Genomic DNA, 24,072 nt, shown 5'->3' with positions numbered 1-24,072 from the left:
CCAGTGGGAATGTAGCTAAGCGCAAGCGCGCGAGGAGAGACCAGGGGTTTGCCCGCTATCGACACTTTTCCGGTCTTGGCAGTGTTACCGCAGACGCGGCCACCATCGCCGCGTCTCGACCGGCACACATAACCGTCCCATCCGGCCGGATGAGCGCGGCAGTGGCCCGCCCCTTTCGCAGCCACACGTCCAACTGACCGTTCGGCTCGGCCGCCACGATCCCGACGTTGCGTCGGCGCAACGATGTTTCGGTGGCGGCGCGCAACGGACTCCGGGTCACCAGAGCAAACCCGGGTCCTGCCTCATCGTCGAGACGTCTACCGTTGGGCAACAACACGTTCGGGCACATTGATCCGGCCAGCTGACCGGGCCGCCAACGGGACTTGTGCACCAATGCGGAACGGCGCAGGGCGGGAGTGGTGGAATCGACGATCTGGTTGCGCAACCCGGGAACCACTCCCAGGCGCGGTAGCATGGCGCGTCTGGTCAGATCGCCGAGCCGGCCACCGCCGGTCATCGCCCAGCCCATGGTGAGCGCCGAGCGGATCAGCGCGCGGGCATGCGGTTTGCGCTCCTGCTGATAGCTGTCGAGGACACGGGCCGGTAGCGATCCGTGGCACACCGCGGCGATCTTCCAGCTGAGATTCATCGCGTCGCGCAACCCGGCGCCCATGCCCTGACCGATGAACGGGGGAGTGAGGTGCGCGGCGTCCCCGAGTATGAAGATGTTCCCGTGCCGCCACCGATCGGCGATCTGCGCACGGAATGTGTACTCGGCTACCCGCAACAAAGTCAGTTCCCCATCCGGGACGTGGCGCGTCCACCGGGCGATGAGGCGGCGCAGCGCATCGATCGTGGCGAATTCGTCTGCGGTCTCGCCGTCCCGCAACCGGAACTCCCAGCGGTAGCGGGAATCTCCGATGCGCATGTAGGTGCCGGCGCGCGCCGGATCGCAGATCTGATAGACGCCGTCCCACTGTCGGAGGTCTGCCTCGGTCGCGACATCAACGACCAGCCAACGTTGGTCGAACTTCAAATCCTGCATGGTTGAGCCGATTTGGTTTCGTACCACGCTGTTGGCTCCGTCGCAGCCCAAGACGAAGTCGGCATCGACCTGATGCATCGCACCGTCGGTCCGGTCGGTGAAGGTGACGCGCGCACCATCGCCGTGTGCGGTGACCGCTGTGACGTCGGCGTTTCCGCGCAACTCGGCATTCGGATAGCGCTTGAGGTTGAGGCGCAACAGTCCCTCCAGCTCCGGCTGGTCGAACATGTTCGCCTGGGGGTAGCCATGTGAACTCTGTGCAGGGTCGCGGTGGAATTGGGCCAGCACGTTGAAACGATCGTCCAGCAGTCGCAGTCCGAGGGTAGGCCGCGAGATGGCCGCGAATTCGTCGGCGATACCCAAACGGGCGATGATGCGGTAGATTTCGTCGTCGAGGTGCACCGCACGCGGCTGTGGATATACGCCGGGCCAGCGCTCGAGAATCAGGCTTTGGATGCCGGCCTGCGCCAGCAGCGTGGCGGCGGTGATGCCGGTGGGTCCGGCGCCGACGATCACCACAGGGACGCGCTGAATTCCCTTGGCGCTCATGCGTAGCGCACCGGGTTGCGCTGGGTTCCGAGGTCGATGACCCCGTCGTCGGTGGCTACCGACGCTTCGACAACGTCACCGTCCTGCAAGTACTTCGGATTGCCGGCTTGACGTTTGAAGAAAGCCTTCCATTTCACGGCCGGCGGCAACAGGTTGCCGATGATCTCCGCCGGCTTCGATGGGGCGCTGAGCGCGGTGCCCACCGGTGTTCCGGTGAGGATCAGGTCCCCTGGGGCAAGCTCCTGAAACTGGGTGAGCGACTGCAGCGCCTCCAACGGCCGATACAGCATGTCGCCCTCGACGAGTGCGTTCTGACGTTCTTCGCCGTTGACCCGCAACCGCAGCCGCAGGTCGCCGAAGCGCTTGAGTTCATCCGCGTTGAGCAGCAACAGTCTCGGACCGACCGGCGTGAACGTCGGATAGGACTTGGCCTCGTAGAACTGGGTCTGGGGGAGCTGAATGTCGCGCGCCGAGACGTCGTTGGTAATGACCAGACCGGCAATGTAGTCGGCAAGGTTGGCGTCGGAGATGCGGGTGCCGACCGGAATCGGGCGCCCGATCACCAGACCGATCTCGACCTCATAGTCGAGCAGTTGAACATGGGCGGGTTTGACGATGTCGGCGAATGGTCCGCAGATCGATGCGGATGCCTTGCGGAAGAACGTCAGTGGAATCGATTTCGGGTCCATGCCGGCGTCTCGGACGTGCGATTCGAAGTTGGTCATCTGTGCGACCACCCGGCACGGCCTGGTTAGCGGCGAGACAAGGTCCAACGTGTCGACAGTGACCGTGTCCGTGGCTCCGAGTGCGGCCTCGATCGCGGCGCGATCGGAGAGAAGTTGGGCGGTGCCGGTCGCGGCAGTGGCGATCCTGGCGGCGCCGGCGGCGGTTTCCACCCACCAGCCCTCGCTGGTGCGCAATACGGGAATAGTCATGAGGTAGCCACTTTCAGTAGACCGATCAGGCGGTTGAAGTCGAACTCATTGCTTTGACGGAGCGCACCGATCATCGACACCACTTCGCGCCGGGCTGATTTCGCGTCGCTACCCAGAAAGTCCTTGGTCGCCCGAGGCCCCCATTGAGCCAGACCCGAGGTGGTCAACGGCGCCCACCCCGGTTGCAGGGTGTTGTCGAACATGTCTCCGTCGGTGAAGTGTTCGACCAGGAAGCCATCCGGGTCACGCCAGTAATCGAAAATCTGGCTGCCCTGGACATGCCTGCCGATTCCCCAAGACCGCACATACCCCCGGTCTTTCAGGTATTCGCCACCGGCGGCCAGCGCGTCGAGATCGCTGACCTGGTAAGCCGAGTGCAGGTAACGGTTGGCCGGACCCAGCGCCAAGGCCAGCGTGTGGTGATCAGCGGGTGTCGAACCGCGGTCGCACCGGATAAAGCTCATCGTCGGCCCGCGATCACGCTGCCCGGGGAAGTACTGGAAGTCGCTGACGATCATCCCGAGGTTGTCCAGATACCAGTTCAGCGACTGAAGATACTTCGTCGACTGCAGTACCAGATGGCCCAGCCGTTGCACCCGGGCCGGCACTCGCAGTGGGCGCTGAGTTACGTTGCTGCGCCGCAGCATTCGCCCGAAGTTGAAGACGGGCGGTTGTTGGACGGGCAACTCCGGCAGTTCGTGCATGCCGGCGACCACCCGAACCGGCGTCCCCGCTGGGTCCACCAGGTCGACCGATATGCCACCTATTGCCTCGGGCAGCGGACGTGCAGTGGCGCCGGACTTGTCGGCCAGGCGCAGCACATCCACCTCGTCGCAGGCGCGAAATGCCACTGCGCTGAATCGCGACCGGGGGCCGCGCCGAACCAACACACACGGCGCTCCGGCGTCGGTGCCCCGCAGCGCGATCTGGTCGGGACCGCGATGTGCAGTCTGGAAGCCGAATGCCCGTGCGAAGGCCTCGCACCGCGTCAGATCGGGCTTCTCGAACTCCAGCCAGGCCAGGTCGGCGACCTTGATTACTGGATTGCGCGACCTGCCGCAATGATCGCCGGGCCGCGCGCCCTGCTCGCTGTGCAGGTCTTGGTGCGCATCCGTGGGGGATCCGATCACAGCATCACCATCTCTCGTCATGTAACTGACGAAATCGTCACACAATTGGGAGTGGATAGTCAACAGTTCTGACGAAATCATCAAATCTGAGGCATACTGCCGTGATGGCGACGACAGGTGACGGCACCAGCCGCCTGGCGCGGCGCAAACAACGCACCAGGTCGGCGCTGGTCAAGGCCGCGCAGCGGTTGATCGCCGAGGGACGGGTCAACGTACCGGTCCTGGAGATCACCCAGGCCGCAGATGTTGGAATGGGATCCTTCTATAACCACTTCGACAGCAAGGAGCAGCTGTTCGAGGCCGCGGTGGCCGATGTGCTGGACGCGCACGGAGCGCTGCTCGACCGGCTGGCCGAGGCGATCGAGGATCCTGCCGAAACGTTCGCGACCAGCCTCCGCCTGACCGGCCGGCTGTTCCGCCAGCGGCCCCAGGAAAGCGAGATTCTGCTAGCCAACTGTCCTACCCTGTTGTGGTCAAACCGGGGCCTGGCGCCGCGGGCGCTGCGGGACATCAAGGCCGCGGTGCAGGCCGGCCGGTTCCGGACCGAAGACCCGGAACTCGCGCTCGCCATAGCCGCTGGTGCGTTACTGGGTTTGGGTGCGCTGTTGCGAAAGGACCCCGAGCGGGATGGGGCGTTGACCGCCGATGTGGCGACCGAGAACGTGCTGCGGCTGTTCGGACTCAGCGCGGACGAGGCACGTGCGATCTGTCAGCGGCCGCTGCCGGACTTCGACACGCTTTAGGCGGATCCCGCTCATCCGCGAGGCCGCGCCTTTTCCAGCGACGCCCTGGCCACGATGATCGGCACGTGGGTCAACAGCACCACGCCCGCGCTCACCGACCCCAGCAGCATCGCCGCGAGTCCGCCCCGGCCATGACTGCCCACCACCACGAGCTGAGCCGTTCTGGCATAGTCCACGAGCTGCGGGGTCGGATCGTTGCGCGCGACGACCCGGTGAACGGCGACATCGGGATAGCGTTCGCCCCATCCGGCGAGCCGCTCGGACATGAGCTCGTCTTCTTGGGCGCGCAGCGTCGAATAGCCCGCGCCGGGGAAGCTGACGATGTCGTCGAAGACGCTGACGGGCGGCCAGGCATGCACCGCCGTGAGATTCACCTTGCGCAGGGATGCTTCTTCGAACGCGATTGCGATCGCCAATTCCGATTCCGGCGACCCGTCGATGCCCACTACCACCGGTGCCGTCAGGCTGGCGGACGTCAGCCGGACGTCGTCATGGATGACCACGACGGGACAATGCGCGTGATGGAGCAGGGTCGAGCTGACCGAACACAGATGACGCCCGCGCAACGAGCCGGTGCCAAGACAGCCGACCACCACCAGATCGGCGTGCTCGGACAGGTCGGTAAGCGCGAATACCGGTGTCTCACGGGGCATTTCGCATTGGACCCGGCACTGCTCACCGGCAATCTGCAGTGCCGCGTCGAGCACCTGCTGCCCGCGCTCGCGCTGGCTTCGTGTTCGGGCCGCGTGCACCAGGGTCAGCGGCGCACCGCGCAATGCCGCGTCGCGGGCGGCCCACTTCACCGCGATCGTGGAACCGGGCGAACCGTCGACGCCTACGACGATCCCCAGCTGCGTACTGCGGTTCGACATGCCACCGGTTCCTTCCGCTCCGCCTCGCAGGATAGGGAGCCGATGGCAGATGGGCATGGGGCATAGGTCACTGATGCGATGGTCTTCTGGCCCTAACGACGACCAGTACGGCTCCGGCGCCGAATACGAGCGCGCTCACCCACGGGAACCTTCCGTCGGGAGCCAAACCGTCCGCCGCGAAGCGGGCCAAGCCGTATGTCGTCATCGCCGCTCCAATCAGCAACAGCGCTTCGGCCCAGCGTTGGGCGATCGGCACCGGCAGCATCGGCAGAGCGGCAGCAAAAAATCGTCGCCCCCAGAACAACAGCGCTATCTCGACCGAGGTGACGACCGCCAGTATCACGATCCACTCGAGCCGGAAGAGCCACCAGTCCGCCGTCCCCTCCTCGGGCTGCGGAAACAGCCCGGCGGGGTACCCGATTACGGCGACAACCACGACGGGCACCATGTGCCACAGGTACAGCGCCATCACATTGTCGTTGACGATCGCCACCACCCGCTGCAGGAGCGGGCGGCGGAGCCCCCGGTTCAGGAGGGGGACCAGCGCTGTCCCAATACCGATCTGTGCGCAGCCGAAGGCGAGCAACGCGACTGTTGGTGGGGTCGTATTCTGCACCTGTTGTCCCGGAACGCCGATCATGCTGACCGGGTATTCGCCCCACCCGACCAACAAGGCCAGCGCCGTTGCCGAACCCGCGGCCAACAAGACAGCTCGCACTCCACCCAATTGACCCGAATGCCAGGCGATTCCAAGCTGGTAGAACGCACCCCAGCACAACAGGTAGTTCACCAGGCCGATGTGCGGCACCTGGTAGACCACGGCGGCGAGGTCGACGAGAGCGGCGCCAACGGCCAGTGCCAACGGCCCCCGTAGTCCCCAACGGTGTTGCGCCGCAAGTGCAATGGGTGTCGATGCCACCACCACCACATAGACCGCGAGGAACCACAATTGCATCGCCACCGCCCAGCCCGCGTACTGCAGCACGGAACCGGCCACGCCCGTGAGCCGCAGCACGGCCAGGGCAGCCAATATCACTGCGACGTATACCGTCGTCGGTCCCAGGACCCGCGCCAACCGGTGCCGCAGCCAGTCCTGTCGCGAAAAGCCGGCATGGCCGCGCCGGTGCGACCAGGACACTGCGGTGGCGTACCCGGCCACCATGAAGAACGTCGGAACCGCCTGGAAACCCCACGTCAACCACTGGGTCCACGGCTGGTCGACGAGCGGGTTCTGACGGCCGAACCGACCGTCGTGGTAGGTCACCGACGACGCCAACCAATGTCCCAGCACTATCAGGACAACCCCTGATGCCCGCAGGAAATCCACCGCGACATTCCGGGCTGGCGCAGCGACACCACGATGATCCATCAGCGCGAGGGTACCCGGCCGATGCGCCGGGGGAGCACCACAGCTCGGCGCAGCTGAACTCCGAACTAAATCTTGCGGACCAGCGCTGCCGCGCGTACGTCGCCGTCAACGGTGAACTCCATGCGCACCGAATCGCCGCTGCGTTCCGATCGGATGCTCAGTGCTTCGCCGTACTTGATGGGGCTGCGGTATTCCAGCACAGCCCGGTAAGGGTTGTTCTCCAGTTCGGGGAACTCGCCGAGTATCTCGTGCACGCCGTGCCAGTAAACGGTGTTGTTGACGTGCTCGAAAAGGTCGATATCGGTGCGGCGCAGCGCAAATGGCGTGTCAATGCCGCCTTGCACATGTTCGGTGACCCACGGCCGCCACTTGAGCCGATGATTGTCGGTGGTGCTTCCGAAACGTTCAACGCAGTAATCGGTGAGCCGCGACGGCGTCAGGGTGTCCTTGTTCATGCAGATCCAGAAGCCCTGGGTCTCAATCAGTCCGCCCCGGGAGCCCGCGAGTTGCACCCGCATGTCGCACCACCTGCTGGACAGCCCCGCGCACCAGCGGCGGAAGGTGATGTCGCTGGGAATCTCGATGGGCTCCACGACGTCGATCACGGTGCGCAGCACGATCCAGTGCGGATGAACCTCGGCCAGCCCGGCATCGGCGAGATGCTCGGCGCCGACCTCCTGGATGTACCGCGCGACCCCGTCCAGCCGCAGCCTGCGGTGCTCGTCGATGTCGGATGTGGCTAAGCGCCAGCCGGTTTGATAGACGTAACCCTCGTCAGGAACGGCGACCAGCGGTGCGTCCACCTCGGGATTGTGTGGCACTGCTGCTCCCTCAGGCGTCACTCATCAGCTTTTCCAGCTGCTCGCCGGCCGTATTCAGTTTGGCTTGGAACATCGACACCACCCGGTCACGCACCCGCGGCTTGTGCGACAGCGGCGGTAGCAGCTCGGAGAGGAGGTTGAGCCGCGCCGAACTGAGCCAATCGGTCAGCTCTGGATCATCGAGCCAGCGCGCGAAGTTGCGCAGATCCGAACGGGTCAGGCGCAACCAGTCGATGTCCCGGTCCGGGTGCGGAATCGGTTCGCACAGATCGTTTTTCACCGTATCCCCGGCATAGGCGAATTCGACGTGCGCGATGAACGCGGCGCTGAACACCTGCTGACAGCCACGCACCGCCTGCAGCGTCATCTGCTCGCCCGCGAAAACCGGTGTCGCCGGGCGCTCGGGAGCCCCGTCGGCGGTGCAGTCGATGTACAGGGCCGACGGCGAGGAGACGATCGTTCCTTCGTTCAGCACGATGGCGGTGGGATCGATGCGCCGGACATGACCCATCCGGACCACATCCTCGATGCGGCGCAGTTGCTCGAACTCCGGCTGTGACACCGTGGCGCAGCGGTACATCCGCGGACGGACCGACGAGTCCAGACGGAGCAGCGTGCCGGCGGCCTCCAGCCGGTCGAACAGGTCGTCGATCGAGGTGGCGGCCTCGATCGCTTCGAGGGTCGCGCCGTAATTGTCGCGGAAACGCTTGATGAACGACGGACCGGGCTGCAGCGTCGCGCGGTCCATCAGCCAGGAATCGCGCGGCTTGATCCAGGTCACCCGGTCGGCGCCGACACCCTGGCGCAGCAACCACAGGCAGACGTCCATTCCGGTCTTGCCGGCGCCGACCACCACGTAGCGGTCCCGCGCGCCGAACTTCGGCAAGTCGTTGGGGGCAATGCAGTCAATGCCCGGTGCGACGTCATAGGGCGCCGGGCGCATGGACGGCACGATGGCACGCAGATAGGTGGCGTCGACGGTGCGCCGGGTGACGTTCACGGCGTATTCGTCACCGGCCAGGGTGCGGAACCGGCCGTCGCCGAGGTATTCAGACATCGGGAAGTACTCGACCCGGCCCGTGGGCAGAAACTGCTGCTGCATGACGGCGTCGAAATAGGCACAGACTTCGCCGACGGGGGCCAGCTCGTTCAACCCCTGATTCCAGCCCACCATGTCGATGGTGTTGTTGCCCAGAGCCCTTGAATTGACACCGTAATACGCCGACGGCTGGTGCAATCGCACGAACGGATACGCGGTGGTCCAGTGTCCGCCGGGTTGATGTGCCCGGTCGACGATGACGACGCGCGCCTCGGACTCGGTGATGACTGTGTCGGTGAACGCCATGCCCATGGCGCCGGCGCCGATGACGAGGTAGTCGGTGTCCAAAGTGTGGACACTCATTGCGGCTGCTCTCTCATGTGCCCACGATAGTGCCCGCGGTAAACGCTACGAATTCACCCACTGCCGGGAGAGTTGCCACAGTCGCTGCGCGGCGACGCCGTCGGTGGCAGCCGGCGCGGCCGTGGCGATCTGGCAGTCCGCCAGATATGCCCCACCATGTGCTATCAGCTCGGGCGCCGTAGCGGCCCACACCGTGGTGGCGGCGGCCTGTGCCACCGACTTCATGTTCTCCGGGGCGAAGGTGGCAGGCCCCATGTCATACAGCGTCTTGAACGTCGCCCGGTCCAGATAGCGGCCCAGGTTGGTCTGGCAGGTGCCCGGATGGACTGCCAGCGCCGTGATCCCGGCACCGCCGAAGCGTCGGTGCAGCTCGACGGTCATCAGGATGTTCGCGGTCTTGGCCTGCCCGTAGGCGGCGAAGGTGTCGTACCCGCGCTGCTCGAAGTTGATGTCGTCGAGTGCGATTGTCCAGCGCATATGAGCGGCCGAACTCAGCGTCACCACTCGGGCGTCACCCGACGCCGCCGCGGCGGTCAGCAACTGCGGCAGCAGGGACGTGGTGAGCAGGAAATGTCCGAGGTGGTTGACGCCGAACTGCAACTCGAAACCCTCGGCGGTGGTTCGGTGCGGTGTGAACATCACGCCCGCGTTGTTGACCAGGATGTCGATGTGGGGACGGCGTTCGGCGATCTGTGCGGCCGCGGTGCGTACGCTGTCCAGACTGGCAAGGTCGAGGTCTACCACGTCTGCGGGCTCGGTCTGCTGCAGTGCCGCGGGATCCCGTACTGCGGCAACAACTTCTGCTCCCGCGCCGGCGAGCGTCGCCACGGTCTGCAGGCCGAGTCCGCTGGAGGCACCGGTCACCACGGCCGTCTTACCGCGGAGGTCGATGCCCTGGATAACGTCGTCGACGGTGCTGGAGAAACCGAACACTGAATGACCCCTCGATCGACCCGGTGTCGTACAACGTACCCTGCCGGTAGGTTTGCTGAGATGGGAGCCGATCTCACCGTCGCGATCGCCGACGGTGTCGCGCTGTTGACCCTCAACCGGCCGGAGCGGCGCAATGCCTATACCGCGCAGATGGGTGCGCTGCTCAACCAGGCCTACCAGGACTGTGACGAGGACGATCAGGTACGGGCCATCGTGCTCACCGGGACGGGGGACACCTTCTGCGCAGGAGCCGATTTCTCCGCGCCGACAAGCCCTTTCGATGCACAGGCTACAGATTCGTTCACCGCGTCACCGACCGACCCCGCGGCGTTCGAACTCCGCACCCCGGTGATCGCTGCGGTCAACGGGCATGCGATCGGGATTGGACTGACCATCGCGCTGCAGGCCGATATCCGGATCATGGCTCAGGACGCCAAATATGCTGTCGCACAGGTCCGAAGGGGTGTCCTCCCGGACTGCATGTCGCACTGGACGTTGCCGCATCTGGCCGGCGGAGCCGTTGCGGCGGAGTTGTTGCTGACGGGGCGCACCTTCGACGGCACCGAGGCGGTCACTCTCGGGATCGCCTCCCGCACGTTGCCCGGACCGCAGGTGCTCGACCACGCGATGACCGTCGCCCGCGACATCGCCGTCAACGTGGCGCCGATGTCGGCGGCCCTGAGCAAGCGACTGCTCTGGGACACCATGAGCAAGGGCTACACGCCACGCCAGGTCGCCGACCTGGAAACCCGGTTGCACCACCGGGTGATGGGCAGCGCGGATGCACGCGAAGGTGTCGCGGCGTTTCTGCAACGTCGCCCGCCACAGTGGACCGGGTCCGTGGCCACGGAGTGGGAACCGCTGCCCGGGATAGGGTCGACGGAATGACCAGCTGGAGAAGCCGGGCCATGCCCGCACTGCTTCGCCTGACGGGTAGGCATCGCCCGTACGCCAGCGCGCAAACCGCCCTCGCGCACCTGGAACAGCGCGCTGCGCACCCACAACCATTCGGGCCGCCGCCCCGGTTGCGGCCCAAGGTGGACATCGCCCTGAACCCTCGATCGAGTTGGCCGATCTATACGTTGACACCGCCCGACTCGGCGCCCGAACTCACCGTGATCTACCTGCATGGCGGTGCCTGGGTCAACGAGATAACCAGTCAGCATTGGCAATTGGCCGCACAGATCGCACACCAGGCAGGGGCTACGGTCATCGTTCCGATCTACCCGCTGCTGCCGTCCGCAACCGCCGCCGACGTCGTACCCCGGATCGTCGAGATGGCGGCGGAGCACGCCGACGTGTGTCTTGCGGGTGACTCCGCCGGCGGTCAGATCGCCTTGTCGGCGGCGCTGTCGCTACGGGACGAGCATGGCGTGGCCCTTCCCGGGACGGTGCTGATCTCACCCCTGCTGGACCTGTCGCTGGGCAACCCCGCCATCGCATCGGTCGAGTCGACCGACCCGTGGCTGGGGCGCGATGCGCTGCGGGTCTTCGCCGACCACTGGCGTGGCGACCTCGCGGTCGACGATCCGCGGGTCAGCCCGCTTGCCGCCGACCTGAGCGGACTGGGACCGCTGACCGTCTTCAGCGGCACCCGGGACATCTTGAACCCCGACGCGCGGCTGCTGGCCGAGAAGGCCGCAGCGGCGGGAGTCGACATCGACTATCACGAGGAGCCGGGACTGCTGCACGTGTACCCGTTGACCCCCACCCCGGAAGGACGAGCCGCACGGCGGATTATCGTCGAGCGGATCGGCGGCGCCACCGAATCGACGAGGAGGTAGTCGGCCTATGAGCATTCCCGACCGTCAGCGGGCCATGGTGATGGACGGCCCCGGCATAGCACCGGTGGCCGTGCAGCGAGCAGTCGGAGAACCGGGCCCGGGACAGGTGTTGGTCAAGGTCAACGCTTCGAGCCTGAACTTCCACGACAACGTCAACCTGATGGGCCTGCTGCCCGGGCCCTGGCCGCGCGTACCGATGAGCGACGGGGCGGGCCAGGTGGTCGCCGTCGGCCCGGACGTCCGGGATCTGCGTGTCGGGCAGCGCGTGATGGGCGCGTTCAACCCGGGCTGGCAAGACGGCCCGCCGACGCCGGAAGCCAAACGGGAACTGCCGGGCGACAGCTGCGACGGGTGGCTGCAGCAGTACCGCGTCGCCGACGCCACCGGCGTGGTAGCGACGCCCGATCACCTCAGCGACATCGAGGCCGCCACGATCCCCTGCGCCGCGGTGACGGCATGGGCCGCCCTCACGGAGGCCGGTATCGGTGCGGGCGACGTGGTGCTGACGCAGGGCACCGGCGGCGTTTCGCTGTTCGCCGTGCAACTGGCCCAGACCCTGGGCGCCACCACCATCTTGACGTCCTCATCGGACGACAAGCTCAAGGTCGGATCTGACTTGGGCGCAACGCATCTCGTCAACTACCGCACCACCCCCGGGTGGGACGCGGAAGTGAAGCGGCTCACCGATGGGCGCGGCGCCAACCTGGTCGTCGAACTGGGTGGGCCCGCCACGCTGGCGAGGTCGCTGCATTCGACCCGGATGGGCGGCACGGTCGCCGTGATCGGGGTGCTCAGCGGATTCGACATGACGCCCATCGCGGTCGCCGAGGTCATGCTGAACAACCTGCGCGTCATCGGCATCACCGTCGGCAGTGTCCGCGCGCACCGGGAGGTGTGCGAGGTGATCGCGACCGCCGGGATCAAACCCCACATCAGCCACGTCTTCGACTGGGAAAACCTCGACGAGGCACTGCGGGTGATGCGGGCCGGCGAACACATCGGCAAGATCGCCATAACCATCCCGTGACCGCCGAGCGGCCCTACTTCGACCTCGGTGGCTACCACCGACCGGTTGACACCATTTCCCCGCAAGCACAGACCTGGTTCGACCGCGGCCTGGTGTGGGCCTATGCGTTCAACCACGAAGAGGCGGTCCGCTGCTTCGAGTGTGCCCTGGAGCACGACCCCGATCTGGCCATCGCGCGGTGGGGAATCGCCTATTCGGTTGGGCCCAACTACAACAAGCCGTGGGAGGCGTTCGACCCGCTCGACCTGGCGTCGTCGCTGTCACGGGCCCGTGCGGAACTCGCGGCCGCCTCCCAGAGCCGGGCCGCGGCCGTCGAGCAAGGCCTGATCGCCGCGCTGCACGCCCGCTTCGCCTCCGACGATCTGGATGCCGGGCGCGTTGCCTACGCCGATGCGATGACGGCCCTGGCCGCGGCGTATCCCGACGACGTCGACGTGCAAGCCCTGGCCGCCGACGCGCTGGTCAACGTCACCGCATGGGCCCTGTGGAACACCACGACCCGCGAGCCCGCCGCGGGCTCGCGGGTAGTCGCGGCCCGACGGATGCTGGAGGATGCGCTGGCCGGGCCGCAGGGTCGCACCCACCCCGGGATCCTGCACCTGTACCTGCACACCATGGAGATGTCGGCCACTCCCGAAGTGGCCCTGCCGGCGGCGGATCTGCTGCGCGGCTTGGTGCCCGACGCCGGACACCTGGAACACATGCCGAGCCACATCGACGTCCTGTGCGGCGACTACCGCAGCTCGGTCGAGGCGAATCGCGCTGCCGTACAAGCGGATCGACGCTTCGTGGCGGTCGAAGGCCCGTTGAACTTCTACTCGCTCTATCGGGCGCACGACCTGCACTTCATCGTGTACTCGGCGATGTTCCAAGGACAATCGCGGATGGCCTTGCGGGCCGCCGACGAGCTGGCCGGTCAGCTGACACCTGAGTTGCTGACCATCGAGTCCCCGCCGATGGCCGACTGGCTGGAGGCGTTCGTACCGTTGCGAACCCACGTGCTGGTGCGCTTCGGGCGGTGGGACGAGCTGATCGCGCAACCGCTCCCGGCCGACCGCGACCTGTACTGCACCACCGCGACGACCATCCACTACGGGCGCGGCGTCGCATTTGCGGCAGTCGGGCAATTGTCCCGGGCGCACGCCGAGCGCGCCGCGTTCGCCGAGGCCTATGCGCGAATCCCGGCATCCCGGTATCTGTTCAACAACACCAGCCGCGACATCCTCGAAGTGGCCGCCGCCCTGCTCGATGGTGAAATCGCTTACCGCGAAAGGCGTTTCGACCTAGCCTTCGGTCACCTGCGGCGCGCGGTCGAGCTCGACGACGCGCTGCCCTACGACGAGCCGTGGGGCTGGATGCAACCCGCGCGTCACGCCTACGGAGCGCTTCTACTCGAACAGGGCCGCGTCGAGGAGGCGGCCGCGGTGTACGCCGCAGACCTCGGCCTGGACCCCACGCTGGCCCGCTGCTGTCAGCACCCCGGCAACGTGTGGAGCCTGCACGGCTATCACGAGTGTCTGCAACGGCTCGGGCGTACCGCGGAGGCGGCGATCATCGGCCGGCAGCTCGCAGTGGCGGCCGCGCGAGCCGACGTGCCGATCCGTGCGTCCTGCGCGTGCCGGCTCGAGGTCACGGCATGCTGCGAAGAATGAGCCTGACACTTCCTTATCGGGATCCCAAACAGGTCCGCACTGCGACGCGGCGGGCTTAGGATCGGGGCCAAAACCGTCCCGAAGAGGAGACAGTCCGATGCCGTATGTGGTTGCAGAACTGGACATGTTGGCCTCGGCGGCAATTGACGTGGCCGGTGTCAGTTCGGCGATCGGTACGGCGAATGCGGCGGCTGCGGGTTCGACCACCGGGTTGCCGGCCGCCGCGGGTGACGAGGTATCGGCCATCATCGCGGCGTTGTTCTCCGATTACGCCCTGCAGTATCAGGCGTTGAGCACTCAGGCGGCGGCGTTCCAGCTTCGGTTTGTCCGGGCGCTCAGCGATACCGTGGGTGCGTACGCGGCTGCCGAGGTGGCCAATGCCTCACCGTTGCAGATTCTGGGACAGGATCTGCTGGGCGTGATCAACGCGCCCGCGGCCGCACTGTTCGGCCGCCCCCTGATCGGCAACGGCGCCAACGGGGCGCCAGGAAGCGGCGAAGCCGGCGGGCCCGGAGGGTGGTTGTTCGGCAACGGGGGCAACGGTGGCTCAGGTTCTCCCGGCAAGGCCGGGGGTGCCGGGGGTGCGGCGGGATTGCTCGGCAACGGCGGGACCGGCGGGGCGGGGGGTGCCGGCGCCGCGGGCGGCAACGGCGGCACCGCCGGGTGGCTGTGGGGGATCGGCGGGGCTGGTGGGCCTGGCGGAGCCTCCGGCGGCGCCGGCAGCGGCGGGGCCGGCGGAGTGGGTGGTTCCGGTGGCCTGATCCTCTCCGTCGGCGGGGTGGGTGGCGCCGGCGGCGCTGCGACCAGCGGGACGGGCGGGGCCGGTGGTGCGGGCGGCAGCGCGACTGGTCTGCTGGTCAACCTGGGCGGTGGCGGCGGGCATGGCGGCGACGCGACCACGGGAACCGGCGGGGCCGGCGGGGCCGGCGGGCAAGCGTCGGCCCTCAGTCCCGTCGGGATCGACGTGAACACCGGCGGTGTAGGCGGGCGCGGGGGCGCCGGTGCCAACGGAGGTGCGGGTGGAGCGGGCGGCGCCGCCTACTCGGGTTACGTTGGCCTCGCTCTTGACCAGGGCGGTGCCGGCGGCCTGGGCGGCGCAGCCAGTACGGGTACCGGGGGCGCCGGCGGCACCGGCGGCGGCGCCGTGGCCTTCGACTTCGTCGGGTTAGCGCTAGCGCATGGCGGTGCCGGCGGTGCCGGCGGGGCCGCGAACGGACCGGGCGGCGTCGGCGGGGTCTCCGGCAGTGGCGGGATCGGGGTGGCAGGTGTAGGGCTGGGCATCGGCGGTGCCGGTGGGACCGCCACCGGGACCGCGACCGGCGGCAGTGGTGGCTTTGGCATCGGGATCGCGGGGGTCGGCGTCGGCGGCGCCGGCGGAGCCGGCGGCGTGGGCGGGGTGGGCGCCGACGGGTTCGGGCTGTTGGCAGGTATCGGTGGTGCCGGCGGCGCCGCATCCAGCGGCGCGGGGGCCGACGGCGGTGTCGGTGGAAACGGTTATGGGTTGATCGGAGCCGGCGGAAAGGGCGGCAGTGCCGGTGCCGGAGTTGACGGTGGTATCGGCGGTACCGGCGGAAGCGCCCGCGGCGTACTCGCAGCGATCGGGGGTGCAGGTGGGGCCGCCGGTTCCGGCACCAGCGGCTTCGGCGGCATCGGCGGTGCCGGCGGCGATGCGGACAGTCTCTTCGTGAGCCTGGCTGGGGCCGGCGGCGCCGGCGGCGACGCTTCCACGGGTGGCGGCGGACTCGGCGGCAATGGGGGCACTGCCACCGCACGCAGCCCCATCGGGGTCAATATCGCCATCGGGGGTGCCGGGGGGAACGGTGGTACCGGTACCGGCGGCGGTGGTGGCGGTGCGGGCGGCTTGGGCTATGCCTCCGGCATTGCGGTGTTCAGTTTGAATCTCGGTGGTGCGGGGGGCGTCGGCGGCGCGGCTACCACAGGGACCGCTGGGGCCGGCGGCAACGGCGGCTTCGGCGTCAGCCTCAATGCTTTCGGGTTCAGCGTGACCCACGGCGGGGTTGGCGGCGCCGGGGGTGCGGCCTCCGGTGCCGGCGGCATCGGTGGGGACGGCGGCAACGGTGGCTACGGGGGAACGCCGCTCCTCGGCGCCTACGGCGCCGGCGCCGGCGGGGACGGCGGAGCCGCCTCCGGAACGGGCGGCACTGGCGGAAATGGCGGTACCGGCGGCGCGGCCACAGGCCTTGGGTTCGGCGTCGGCGGTGTGGGTGGGCATGGCGGGGCGGCTCCCACCGGTACCGGCGGTGACGGCGGCGCAGGGGGCGGCACCATCGGCCTCGTCGGCCTGGGTGGCAATGGCGGCGACGCCGGCGCAGGCGTCGGGGCGGCCGACGGTGGTGATGGCGGCAATGCCGGGCTGGTCATCAATGGCACTTACCAAGCGGCGATATACGGGGACGGCGGCAACGGTGGCAATGGTGTCAACGGCGGAACCGGCGGTAAGGGCGGCAGCGCAGGCCAGGTCGGGGGCACCCCTGGGCGGAACGGGTCGCCGTAGGCCGTCGAACCGCTCAGGGCGGCAAAGCCGCTGCGGTCGCGGGCTGGATTACAGTTCTGCGCATGTCCGAGGAGTCGGCGCGCAGCTTCGTTTCAGTGCCGGAAGGGGCCGCGGCCCCTCGATCCGCCGGGGGTGGTCGCCTGCTCGTCACCGGCGTCGACGATGCGGGCCGCTCCTGTGCTGTGCAGGATGGCCCGGTCACTTTGGCTGGCTTTCCGGGTTTCGAGGGCATTTTGTTCTCGGTGCTCTATGCCACGCCGTCAGCTCCCGCGATATCCCACGGTGGCCGTCGCGCCGACACTCTCGACTTGGGCGTTGCGCCGGGAACGGTCAACTGGAAGATGATCGATTATGGGCCGGGCGTGGCGTTTTCGATGCACCACACCGACACGGTGGATCTCGATCAAGAAGTAGGTAGCGCGGCGGACCCCGGGCTTTGGCCCTGGGGGTGAGCGCGTCAAGTTCGTACTGGGGTGGCCACTGTCACGCGTGTTTCGGTGTGTCTAATCTAATTAGATAGCGCGGTGCTATCTAAGGTTGTCGGTTGTGGGTGTTACGTTGCGGACGAACGCGAATATCGCGTTTCAGTGCGCCTATCACGTGGTGTGGTGCCCGAAGTATCGCCGCCGGGTGATTGGTGGGCGTATGGAGGTGCGGCTGAAAGAGATCATCGCTGAGGTGGTCGCCGAGAAGGGGGCGTGGTTGATCGAGGTGGAGACCATGCCTGATCACGTGCACCTGCTGGTGGAGGTGGATCCGCAGTTCGGGATTCACAAGCTGGTGAAGGCCATCAAGGGTCGCTCGTCGCGGGTGTTGCGCCAGGAGTTCCCGTGGTTGTGTTCGCGGTTGCCGACGTTGTGGACGAACTCGTATTTTGTGGCCACCGTGGGTGGGTCGCCGCGGTCGGTGATCAAACGGTATGTCGAGAATCAGAAAACCCGCTGATGTTAGCCGGGAGACGGTTTCGGGTCGAGTTGACCGACGCTCAGGAGCGGTTGGCGCAGCAGACCGCGGATGCGTGTCGGGCGGTGTGGAACATCGGTTTGGAGCAGCGTCGTGAATACCGGCGTCGGGGTGCGTGGATGAACTATGGGCCGCAGGCCGCCGAGTTGGTGGAAGCCAAGGCAGACCATGGGTGGCTCAAAGAGGTGCCGGGGCATTGTTTGCAGCAGGCGTTGATGGATCTGGACAAGGCCTGCCGCAAGCATGGGACGTTTCGGGTGCATTGGCGTGGCTCGCGGCGGTGGGCGCCGTCGTTTCGGTTTCCCGAGGGTTCCAAGATGACGCTGGAAAAGCTCAACCGCGGCAAGTCCCGGGTGAAGCTGCCCAAGCTGGGGTGGGTGAAGTTCCGCGCCTCGCGCAGCCTGGACGGAGAAGCTATCCGCTCGGCCACTCTGACGAAAGAGGGCGAGCAATGGTATGTGTCGCTGTTGGTCGACGACGGCGCGGTAGCGCCGGAGGCGCATGCTGCACCGGATAGCGCGGTGGGGGTGGATCGGGGTGTGGTGGTGGCGGTGGCCACCAGCGAGGGCGAGCTGATCGACCGGGCATTTGTCACCGACGGTGAGCGTCGCCGTGCGGTGCGGTTGCAGCGCAGGCTATCTCGTGCTGTCAAAGGTTCGGCCAACCGCAATAAGGTGCGTCAACGGTATGCGCAGTTGCGGGCCCGGGAGGCGCGACGCCGGCAGGACTTCTGCGCCAAGACCGCCCGACAGCTAGCGGAGAAAAACGCTGTGGTGGTGCTGGAGAAGTTGCCGACGAAGAACATGACGCGGCGGGCGAAGCCCGTCAAGGACCCGAATAGTCCGGGCGACTACCTGCCCAACGCAGCGGCGAGCAAGTCCGGGTTGAATCGCGCAATTTTGTCGAAAGGGTGGTATCGGTTCGAGCAAGCGTTGACGTCTGTGTCCCGCTACACCGGGACCAAAGTGGTGAAAGTTCCGGCAGCGTTTACGTCGCAACGGTGCCCGGCATGTAAGCATGTGGACCCGAAATCCCGTGATAGCCAAGCGGTTTTCCGGTGTACCCACTGCTCACACACCGAGCATGCGGACATCAACGCTGCCAAAAACATCTTGGCCGCAGGGCTTGCGGTCACCGCCTGCCGAGGATCTGCAGCGCCTGCGGGTGCTGCGGTGACGCTGAAGCAGGAACCAGCAGGAAACCGCGAGGAATTACTGCTCCAACCCATCTAACAGGTTGGAATCCGGCGGCATTAGCCGTCCGGAGGACGTCAAATCTGAGACGGGCACCATGATCGGTGACCCGTACATCGACTCAGCCACGACATGCAGCGCGTTCTGGTCGACCGAGCCCACTGCGTACCGGTTCTGGGTGCCCACCGCGTCCAGCCAGCCGTTCAGGAACATCAGGTTGGACGACGAGTAGCCGGCCGGATTGCCGTAGTAGGCGCCGATCGCGTCGGGCCCGTCGGCGTGTATCAGTGCCGTCATCCGCGCCGCGATATCCGAAATGGCTTCGTCCCAGGTCGATTCCACATAACGGTCGCCCACCCGCCGCAGGGGAGTGAGGATGCGGCGCGGATGCTCGACGAGTTGGGCGGCGTTGCGGCCCTTCGCGCAGAAGTCCTGCCAGCTGTGCGGGTTCTGTCTGTCGGCTGAGATCTTGCGCACCCGGTTGTCCTCGACGCTGACCTCGATGCCGCACGAGGCCAGGCAGTAGCGGCAGAAGGTGAACACCGACCGGGCTTCTGCCGGCTGGTGTTGTGCCATGGTCACAGCGTGACACTTGCGGCTGTTTTTGTATAGCTCCGATGAAGATCCCACCAGTTCAGCGCGGTAGAGTCCGCCCAATGAGCGACCGACTGCGCGACATCCGTGAGTTCACCGACGACTCCGAGGCGTACCGCGACGAGCTGTTCCGTCGCTGGACCGGACTGCTCAGTTACCGCTACATCGGCCGCAAGCATGCGTCGATGGACCTGGGTGAAGTCGACAACACGGTGACCATCCGCCGCGACATGCGCAACGACGCCGGCGGGATCATGGTTGCGCCGCTTGCCATCTCGTCGCCGGAGGGCTGTCAGACCGACATGGTTGCGGTACCGAACCCGGTGATCGCCTCGGTGCAGATCATCGACCCCGGCTACGACGTCGCCCGGATTGAGATCGTGGGTTCCGGCATCGTGCACCAGGGGCGCACGATGGGCTACGGGCGGTGCATGATCGTGGATGCCGACAATCCGGAACGGGTGATCGCCTTCAACGAGGGACAGGGCGCGATCATCGGCATCCCGCCGGAAGGCCTTGACCGGATGGATGTTTCGGGCACCGAACTCATCATCGACGACTCACCCGACCTGCCCCCGTTGTGGACGGCATTCGGGGCGGCAAGGCGCGGCGACGGGCACTGGGTGCTGCCGCCGCTGAGTGCTGAATACGCGTCACCGGATGCGGCACTGCACATCGGGCCGCAACACGTCGTCCTCGAGACGGCCGCCACCGATCTCGCCTCCGACCTGGCGGGCACTCGGAAACTGCAGGTCATCAGCTGGCATGTGATGTTCATGTCCCGCGGCAAGGTGGGTCCGTTCCGGGTGGAGGGCTCGGCCTACGCCGGCGGCCACGGCCGGTTCGGGGTGCGCATGCTCCTGCACGACGAGGGTAACGGCGACAAGGCCGTTACCTCGGCCGCGGCCGTGTTCGATGTCGTGAGTTGATCGCAGTCGCTGTCTCCGAACCCACGTCGAGTGTGAACCGCATGACGCCACACGCCGAGCAAGTGTCGCGTCAATCCCACTCGGCAGCCGGGACGTCAGACCGAGGTCAGCGATTCCGTCTTCGCCGGCTGCTCAGTCGTTTTCGGCCAGGGGGCGGGGACCGGGCGTTGCCGAACCCGCTGCGGCCACCAGAACCACTTGCCCAGCAACGCGGCGATCGACGGCGTCATCAGCGACCGGACGATCAGGGTGTCGAACAATAGACCCAAACCGATGGTCGTACCGACCTGACCGATCACGATGAGCTCGCTGACCGCCATCGTCATCATCGTGAACGCGAACACCAGGCCCGCCGAGGTGACCACCGACCCGGTCCCGCCCATGGCCCGGATGATCCCGGTGTTCAGGCCGGCGTGGATCTCCTCTTTGAACCGGGAGACCAGCAACAGGTTGTAGTCCGCGCCGACCGCAAGCAGGATGATCACCGACATCGCCAGCACCATCCAGTGCAGTTCGATGCCGATCAGGTGTTGCCAGATGAGCACCGAAAGCCCGAAAGACGCACCCAGCGAAAGCAATACGGTGCCCACGATCACCGCCGACGCCACCACGCTGCGGGTGAGGATCAGCATGATGATGAAAATCAGGCACATGGAGGCGATTCCGGCGATCAGCAGGTCGTAGTTGCTGCCCTCCTGCATGTCCTTGAAGGTCGCGGCGGTACCGCCGAGGAGAATCTTGGAGCCCTCCATCGGCGTGCCCTTCAGCGCCTCATAGGTGGCTTTCTTGATCGCATCGATATGTGAAATGCCTTCCGCGGACATCGGGTCACCGTCGTGGCTGATGATGAAGCGCACCGCGTGGCCGTCGGGGGAGATGAAGTTCTTCATGCCCTTCTTGAACTCGGGGTTGTCGAACGTCTCCGGCGGCAGGTAGAACGAGTCGTCGTTCCTGGACGCGTCGAAGGCCTTGCCCATGGCCGAGGAGTCGCGCTGCGCCCGTTGCTGCTGCTCCAGCAGACCCTTCTGGGTCGAATACATGGTCAGCATCATGGTTTTCATGTTCTTCATGTTCTGGATCATCTCGGGCATCAGCGCGACCATCTTGGGCATCAGCGTGTCGAGGTGATCCATCACGGGCATCAGGCTCTGGATGTCGTCGGTCATGGTGTCGACGCCGTCGAGGGCGTCGAACACCGACCGCAACGAGAAGCACACCGGAATGTCGTAGCAGTGCTTCTCCCAGTAGAAGTACGAGCGGATGGGCCGGAAGAAGTCTTCGAAATCGGCCATGTGGTCCCGTAATTCGGCGATGTCGAGCGTCATCGCGTGCATCTTGCCGACCATCACGTGCATGTCGTTGGCCATCTGCGCGGTGATGCTCTGCATCTGCTCCATGCTGTTGATGGTCGTCTGCATCTCGTCCGACTGCTTGAGCATGTCGGCTATCTGATCTTCCTGGTACTTCTGCGTCATCTGCTGGGAGACGCCCTGCATGCTGATCTGGAACGGGATCGACGTGTGCTCGATCGGTTTACCCTCAGGCCGGGTGATGGCCTGAACCCGACTGATCCCGGGCACCCGGAAGATGGCCTTGGCGATCTTGTCGATGACCAGGAAGTCCGCGGAATTCCGCAGATCGTGGTCACTTTCGATCATCAGCAACTCGGGGTTCATCCGCGCTTTGGAGAAGTGCCGGTCGGCGGCCGCGTAGCCGGCGTTGGCCGGGAGATCGGACGGCAGGTAGTTGCGGTCGTTGTAGTTGGTCCGGTACCCCGGCAGCGTGAGCAAACCGACCAGCGCGATGCCGATCGTCATGACGAGGATCGGGCCGGGCCAACGCACGACGGCGGCACCGATCTTGCGCCAGCCACGGATCCGTTGTGCGCGCTTGGGCTCCAGTGTCTGGCGGAACCGCGACGCCACCGCGATGACCGCCGGGCCCAGCGTCAGGGCCGCGAGCACGACCACGACCATGCCGATGGCCAGCGGGACACCCAGCGTCTGGAAGTACGGCAGGTTGGTGAAGTGCAGGCAGAAGGTGGCGCCGGCGATGGTCATGCCCGAGCCGAGCACGACGTGCGCCGTGCCGTGGAACATGGTGTAGTACGCGTCTTCTCGCGATTCGCCGACGGCCCTGGCTTCCTGATATCGGCCGATGAGGAAGATCGCGTAGTCGGTCGCCGCCGCAATGGCCAAGGTGACCAGCAGGTTGGTCGCGAACGTGGAGAGTCCGATGATCTGGTGGTAGCCGAGGAACGCCACAACACCCCGGGCGGCCGCCAGCTCGAATACCACCATGCCCAACGTGAGCAGCACCGTGACGATCGACCGGTAGACCAACAGCAACATCGCGATGATCACGACGAAGGTCGCCATCGTGATCAGCTGCAGGCTGCGGTCACCGGCCAGGTGCTGGTCGGCTTCCAGGGCGGAGGGCCCGGTGACGTAGGCCTTGACCCCGTTGGGCGGCTTGGCGCTGTCGACGATGTGCTGAACGGCCTCGACCGAGTCGTTTGCCTTCGTCTCACCCATGTTCCCGACCAGATAGACCTGGACGTAGGCGGCCTTTCCGTCGTTGCTCTGCGCGCCGGCGCCGGTGAGTGGGTCGCTCCAGAAGTCCTGAACGTGCTCGACGTGCTGCTTGTCGGCCTCGAGCTTTCTGACGATCTGGTCGTAGAAGGCGTGCGCATCGGCGCCGAGCTGGTTCTGGCCCTCCAGCACGATCATGACCGAGCTGTTGGACTTGTATTCCTTGAACACCTCGCCGACGCGCTTGGTCGCGATCACCGACTGCGCGTCGTCGGGGCTCATCGAGACCGAGCGCATCTTGCCGACCTCGTCCAGCTGCGGGACCGCCACGTTGAGCACCGCGATCAGCGCGATCCAGCCGAGGATGACGGGCACCGCGAACTTCCGTAGGAAACGCGGAATCGCCGGACGCGCCGCGTGTTTCGGGATCGGAGCGGTGTCGGCGTTGTCCGGCCGTCTGTCTTCGAGGGTGGTGCTCATGCTGATTTCACCAGGCAAGAGGTCAGGGCGTGCACGCCGTTGGATATTTTCTCGTCCTTGATTTCGTCGTCGACGGTGATGCGACAGCCGAGGTAATCCCCGTCGCTTTGCGCCGAGATGTTGGGGAACACCGACGGGGCAGTGGTGCTCAGCACCAGGGTCCACGGCAGTGGCGCATCGTCGAGGCGTCGCGGCTCGGCGCTGAGATCGAGATAGTTCACGTTGGCGTGGGTTGCCGAGCCGAAGATCTCGTACTTGACCACCTTCGGCTTGAACGGCTTCGAGTCGTCCACCTTCGGACTGGTCAACGTGTCCGCGTTCTCCGCGGTGAAGAACGACTTCACCCGGTGCACGGTGAATCCGCCGATCGCGACCACGGCCACGATCAACAGCGGCAACCAGGCGTTACGCACAATCTTGGCCATCTGCACCTACGCGATCCCTTTCCGGCTGGGCGGTCTGACCTGCTGCTTGGAATTGCGTTGCGCTGCATGAGTTTCCGTCGCGAGGCGATCCGGCAGTGCGCTCTGCAGCCCGAAAAGGCCCGACGTGACGCGAGCGGATGTCTCGGTTGATCGAGGCACAGTCGAGTTCCGCCGCCGGAC

General features: G+C 66.3%; 20 protein-coding genes and 1 pseudogene. 10 read left to right on the top strand and 11 right to left on the bottom strand.

The features are described from left to right. Positions 1–55: 55 nt before the first annotated feature. Genes mhpA through AC5Y7D_RS13385 form a run of 3 tightly spaced genes read right to left on the bottom strand, consistent with a single transcriptional unit; the run spans position 56 to position 3,656 of the window. On the bottom strand, positions 56–1,594 hold the full coding sequence (mhpA, locus tag AC5Y7D_RS13395; RefSeq protein WP_499924551.1) for a bifunctional 3-(3-hydroxy-phenyl)propionate/3-hydroxycinnamic acid hydroxylase MhpA: 1,539 nt from the start codon (positions 1,592–1,594) through the stop codon (positions 56–58). Then, positions 1,591–2,529, bottom strand: a complete 939-nt coding sequence (locus tag AC5Y7D_RS13390) for a fumarylacetoacetate hydrolase family protein (RefSeq protein WP_499924549.1) — start codon at positions 2,527–2,529, stop codon at positions 1,591–1,593. Before AC5Y7D_RS13390 ends, mhpA begins: the two co-directional genes overlap by 4 nt. Continuing rightward, positions 2,526–3,656: a VOC family protein gene (locus AC5Y7D_RS13385; RefSeq protein WP_499924808.1), complete on the bottom strand. Its 1,131-nt coding sequence runs from the start codon at positions 3,654–3,656 to the stop codon at positions 2,526–2,528. Before AC5Y7D_RS13385 ends, AC5Y7D_RS13390 begins: the two co-directional genes overlap by 4 nt. 107 nt (positions 3,657–3,763) lie before the next feature. Between AC5Y7D_RS13385 and AC5Y7D_RS13380 the strand changes: the two genes are divergently transcribed. Then, complete coding sequence (locus AC5Y7D_RS13380; RefSeq protein WP_499924547.1) at positions 3,764–4,402, top strand: TetR/AcrR family transcriptional regulator; 639 nt, start codon at positions 3,764–3,766, stop codon at positions 4,400–4,402. Between the two features lie 11 nt (positions 4,403–4,413). Here AC5Y7D_RS13380 and AC5Y7D_RS13375 read toward each other — a convergent pair whose 3' ends face one another. The 5 genes from AC5Y7D_RS13375 to AC5Y7D_RS13355 all read right to left on the bottom strand — a co-directional run bounded on the left by AC5Y7D_RS13375 (position 4,414) and on the right by AC5Y7D_RS13355 (position 9,799). Continuing rightward, positions 4,414–5,274 (bottom strand): universal stress protein, encoded by an 861-nt coding sequence (locus AC5Y7D_RS13375; RefSeq protein ID WP_499924545.1) that lies wholly within the window; start codon positions 5,272–5,274, stop codon positions 4,414–4,416. 67 nt (positions 5,275–5,341) lie between these two features. After that, on the bottom strand, positions 5,342–6,643 hold the full coding sequence (locus AC5Y7D_RS13370) for an acyltransferase family protein (protein WP_499924542.1): 1,302 nt from the start codon (positions 6,641–6,643) through the stop codon (positions 5,342–5,344). A 65-nt stretch (positions 6,644–6,708) separates the two neighbouring features. Beyond that, the gene (locus AC5Y7D_RS13365; RefSeq protein WP_499924540.1) at positions 6,709–7,464 is read right to left on the bottom strand and encodes an acyl-[acyl-carrier-protein] thioesterase; all 756 of its coding nucleotides are present in this window, start codon (positions 7,462–7,464) and stop codon (positions 6,709–6,711) included. Positions 7,465–7,474: 10 nt separating this feature from the next. Next, positions 7,475–8,866, bottom strand: a complete 1,392-nt coding sequence (locus AC5Y7D_RS13360; protein WP_499924539.1) for an NAD(P)/FAD-dependent oxidoreductase — start codon at positions 8,864–8,866, stop codon at positions 7,475–7,477. 45 nt (positions 8,867–8,911) lie between these two features. Continuing rightward, positions 8,912–9,799, bottom strand: a complete 888-nt coding sequence (locus AC5Y7D_RS13355; protein WP_499924537.1) for an SDR family NAD(P)-dependent oxidoreductase — start codon at positions 9,797–9,799, stop codon at positions 8,912–8,914. Between the two features lie 60 nt (positions 9,800–9,859). On the opposite strand from AC5Y7D_RS13355, the gene AC5Y7D_RS13350 reads away from it, so the two are divergent. The 8 genes from AC5Y7D_RS13350 (at position 9,860) to AC5Y7D_RS13315 (ending at position 18,972) form a co-directional block, all read left to right on the top strand. Continuing rightward, positions 9,860–10,687: an enoyl-CoA hydratase/isomerase family protein gene (locus AC5Y7D_RS13350; protein ID WP_499924535.1), complete on the top strand. Its 828-nt coding sequence runs from the start codon at positions 9,860–9,862 to the stop codon at positions 10,685–10,687. Further along, positions 10,684–11,583 (top strand): alpha/beta hydrolase, encoded by a 900-nt coding sequence (locus tag AC5Y7D_RS13345; RefSeq protein WP_499924533.1) that lies wholly within the window; start codon positions 10,684–10,686, stop codon positions 11,581–11,583. Before AC5Y7D_RS13350 ends, AC5Y7D_RS13345 begins: the two co-directional genes overlap by 4 nt. A gap of 7 nt (positions 11,584–11,590) precedes the next feature. Then, the gene (locus AC5Y7D_RS13340; protein WP_499924531.1) at positions 11,591–12,610 is read left to right on the top strand and encodes a zinc-dependent alcohol dehydrogenase family protein; all 1,020 of its coding nucleotides are present in this window, start codon (positions 11,591–11,593) and stop codon (positions 12,608–12,610) included. Continuing rightward, a complete protein-coding gene (locus AC5Y7D_RS13335) occupies positions 12,607–14,262 on the top strand; it encodes a tetratricopeptide repeat protein (RefSeq protein WP_499924529.1) in 1,656 nt (551 codons plus the stop codon). Before AC5Y7D_RS13340 ends, AC5Y7D_RS13335 begins: the two co-directional genes overlap by 4 nt. A 97-nt stretch (positions 14,263–14,359) precedes the next feature. Beyond that, on the top strand, positions 14,360–16,777 hold the full coding sequence (locus AC5Y7D_RS13330) for a PE family protein (protein ID WP_499924527.1): 2,418 nt from the start codon (positions 14,360–14,362) through the stop codon (positions 16,775–16,777). 62 nt (positions 16,778–16,839) lie between these two features. Continuing rightward, positions 16,840–17,229, top strand: a complete 390-nt coding sequence (locus AC5Y7D_RS13325; protein ID WP_499924525.1) for a cupin domain-containing protein — start codon at positions 16,840–16,842, stop codon at positions 17,227–17,229. A gap of 94 nt (positions 17,230–17,323) precedes the next feature. Beyond that, a complete protein-coding gene (gene tnpA / locus AC5Y7D_RS13320; RefSeq protein ID WP_499924523.1) occupies positions 17,324–17,722 on the top strand; it encodes an IS200/IS605 family transposase in 399 nt (132 codons plus the stop codon). Continuing rightward, positions 17,722–18,972, top strand: coding sequence for an RNA-guided endonuclease InsQ/TnpB family protein (locus tag AC5Y7D_RS13315; RefSeq protein ID WP_499924521.1), 1,251 nt, complete (start codon positions 17,722–17,724; stop codon positions 18,970–18,972). Before tnpA ends, AC5Y7D_RS13315 begins: the two co-directional genes overlap by 1 nt. A gap of 39 nt (positions 18,973–19,011) precedes the next feature. Here AC5Y7D_RS13315 and AC5Y7D_RS13310 read toward each other — a convergent pair. Next, positions 19,012–19,509 (bottom strand): annotated as a pseudogene (locus AC5Y7D_RS13310) (molybdopterin-dependent oxidoreductase); the annotation flags it as partial. An 80-nt stretch (positions 19,510–19,589) separates the two neighbouring features. Here AC5Y7D_RS13310 and AC5Y7D_RS13305 point away from each other — a divergent pair. Beyond that, positions 19,590–20,456 carry a hypothetical protein gene (locus tag AC5Y7D_RS13305; protein ID WP_499924519.1) on the top strand — a complete coding sequence of 289 codons (867 nt, stop codon included), beginning with the start codon at positions 19,590–19,592 and terminating at the stop codon, positions 20,454–20,456. A gap of 95 nt (positions 20,457–20,551) precedes the next feature. Here the strand turns inward: AC5Y7D_RS13305 and AC5Y7D_RS13300 are convergent, their stop codons facing one another. After that, positions 20,552–23,467: an MMPL/RND family transporter gene (locus AC5Y7D_RS13300; RefSeq protein ID WP_499924517.1), complete on the bottom strand. Its 2,916-nt coding sequence runs from the start codon at positions 23,465–23,467 to the stop codon at positions 20,552–20,554. Further along, positions 23,464–23,892, bottom strand: a complete 429-nt coding sequence (locus AC5Y7D_RS13295) for an MmpS family transport accessory protein (protein ID WP_499924515.1) — start codon at positions 23,890–23,892, stop codon at positions 23,464–23,466. The genes AC5Y7D_RS13300 and AC5Y7D_RS13295 overlap by 4 nt, the downstream gene beginning before the upstream one ends. Positions 23,893–24,072 lie beyond the last annotated feature (180 nt).

Source organism: Mycobacterium sp. NGS49, from assembly GCF_059812565.1.
The sequence above is the reverse complement of the archived record's forward strand: the minus strand, read 5'-3'. Positions and strand labels throughout refer to the sequence as shown.

What these genes read in the sequence shown, in the direction of transcription:
- mhpA (WP_499924551.1), bottom strand. Translation starts at nt 1,594, where the DNA reads ATGAGCGCCAAGGGAATTCAGCGCGTCCCTGTGGTGATCGTCGGCGCC.
- AC5Y7D_RS13390 (WP_499924549.1), bottom strand. Translation starts at nt 2,529, where the DNA reads ATGACTATTCCCGTATTGCGCACCAGCGAGGGCTGGTGGGTGGAAACC.
- AC5Y7D_RS13380 (WP_499924547.1), top strand. Translation starts at nt 3,764, where the DNA reads ATGGCGACGACAGGTGACGGCACCAGCCGCCTGGCGCGGCGCAAACAA.
- AC5Y7D_RS13375 (WP_499924545.1), bottom strand. Translation starts at nt 5,274, where the DNA reads ATGTCGAACCGCAGTACGCAGCTGGGGATCGTCGTAGGCGTCGACGGT.
- AC5Y7D_RS13370 (WP_499924542.1), bottom strand. Translation starts at nt 6,643, where the DNA reads ATGGATCATCGTGGTGTCGCTGCGCCAGCCCGGAATGTCGCGGTGGAT.
- AC5Y7D_RS13360 (WP_499924539.1), bottom strand. Translation starts at nt 8,866, where the DNA reads ATGAGTGTCCACACTTTGGACACCGACTACCTCGTCATCGGCGCCGGC.
- AC5Y7D_RS13350 (WP_499924535.1), top strand. Translation starts at nt 9,860, where the DNA reads ATGGGAGCCGATCTCACCGTCGCGATCGCCGACGGTGTCGCGCTGTTG.
- AC5Y7D_RS13345 (WP_499924533.1), top strand. Translation starts at nt 10,684, where the DNA reads ATGACCAGCTGGAGAAGCCGGGCCATGCCCGCACTGCTTCGCCTGACG.
- AC5Y7D_RS13340 (WP_499924531.1), top strand. Translation starts at nt 11,591, where the DNA reads ATGAGCATTCCCGACCGTCAGCGGGCCATGGTGATGGACGGCCCCGGC.
- AC5Y7D_RS13330 (WP_499924527.1), top strand. Translation starts at nt 14,360, where the DNA reads ATGCCGTATGTGGTTGCAGAACTGGACATGTTGGCCTCGGCGGCAATT.
- AC5Y7D_RS13325 (WP_499924525.1), top strand. Translation starts at nt 16,840, where the DNA reads ATGTCCGAGGAGTCGGCGCGCAGCTTCGTTTCAGTGCCGGAAGGGGCC.
- AC5Y7D_RS13315 (WP_499924521.1), top strand. Translation starts at nt 17,722, where the DNA reads ATGTTAGCCGGGAGACGGTTTCGGGTCGAGTTGACCGACGCTCAGGAG.
- AC5Y7D_RS13305 (WP_499924519.1), top strand. Translation starts at nt 19,590, where the DNA reads ATGAGCGACCGACTGCGCGACATCCGTGAGTTCACCGACGACTCCGAG.
- AC5Y7D_RS13300 (WP_499924517.1), bottom strand. Translation starts at nt 23,467, where the DNA reads ATGAGCACCACCCTCGAAGACAGACGGCCGGACAACGCCGACACCGCT.
- AC5Y7D_RS13295 (WP_499924515.1), bottom strand. Translation starts at nt 23,892, where the DNA reads ATGGCCAAGATTGTGCGTAACGCCTGGTTGCCGCTGTTGATCGTGGCC.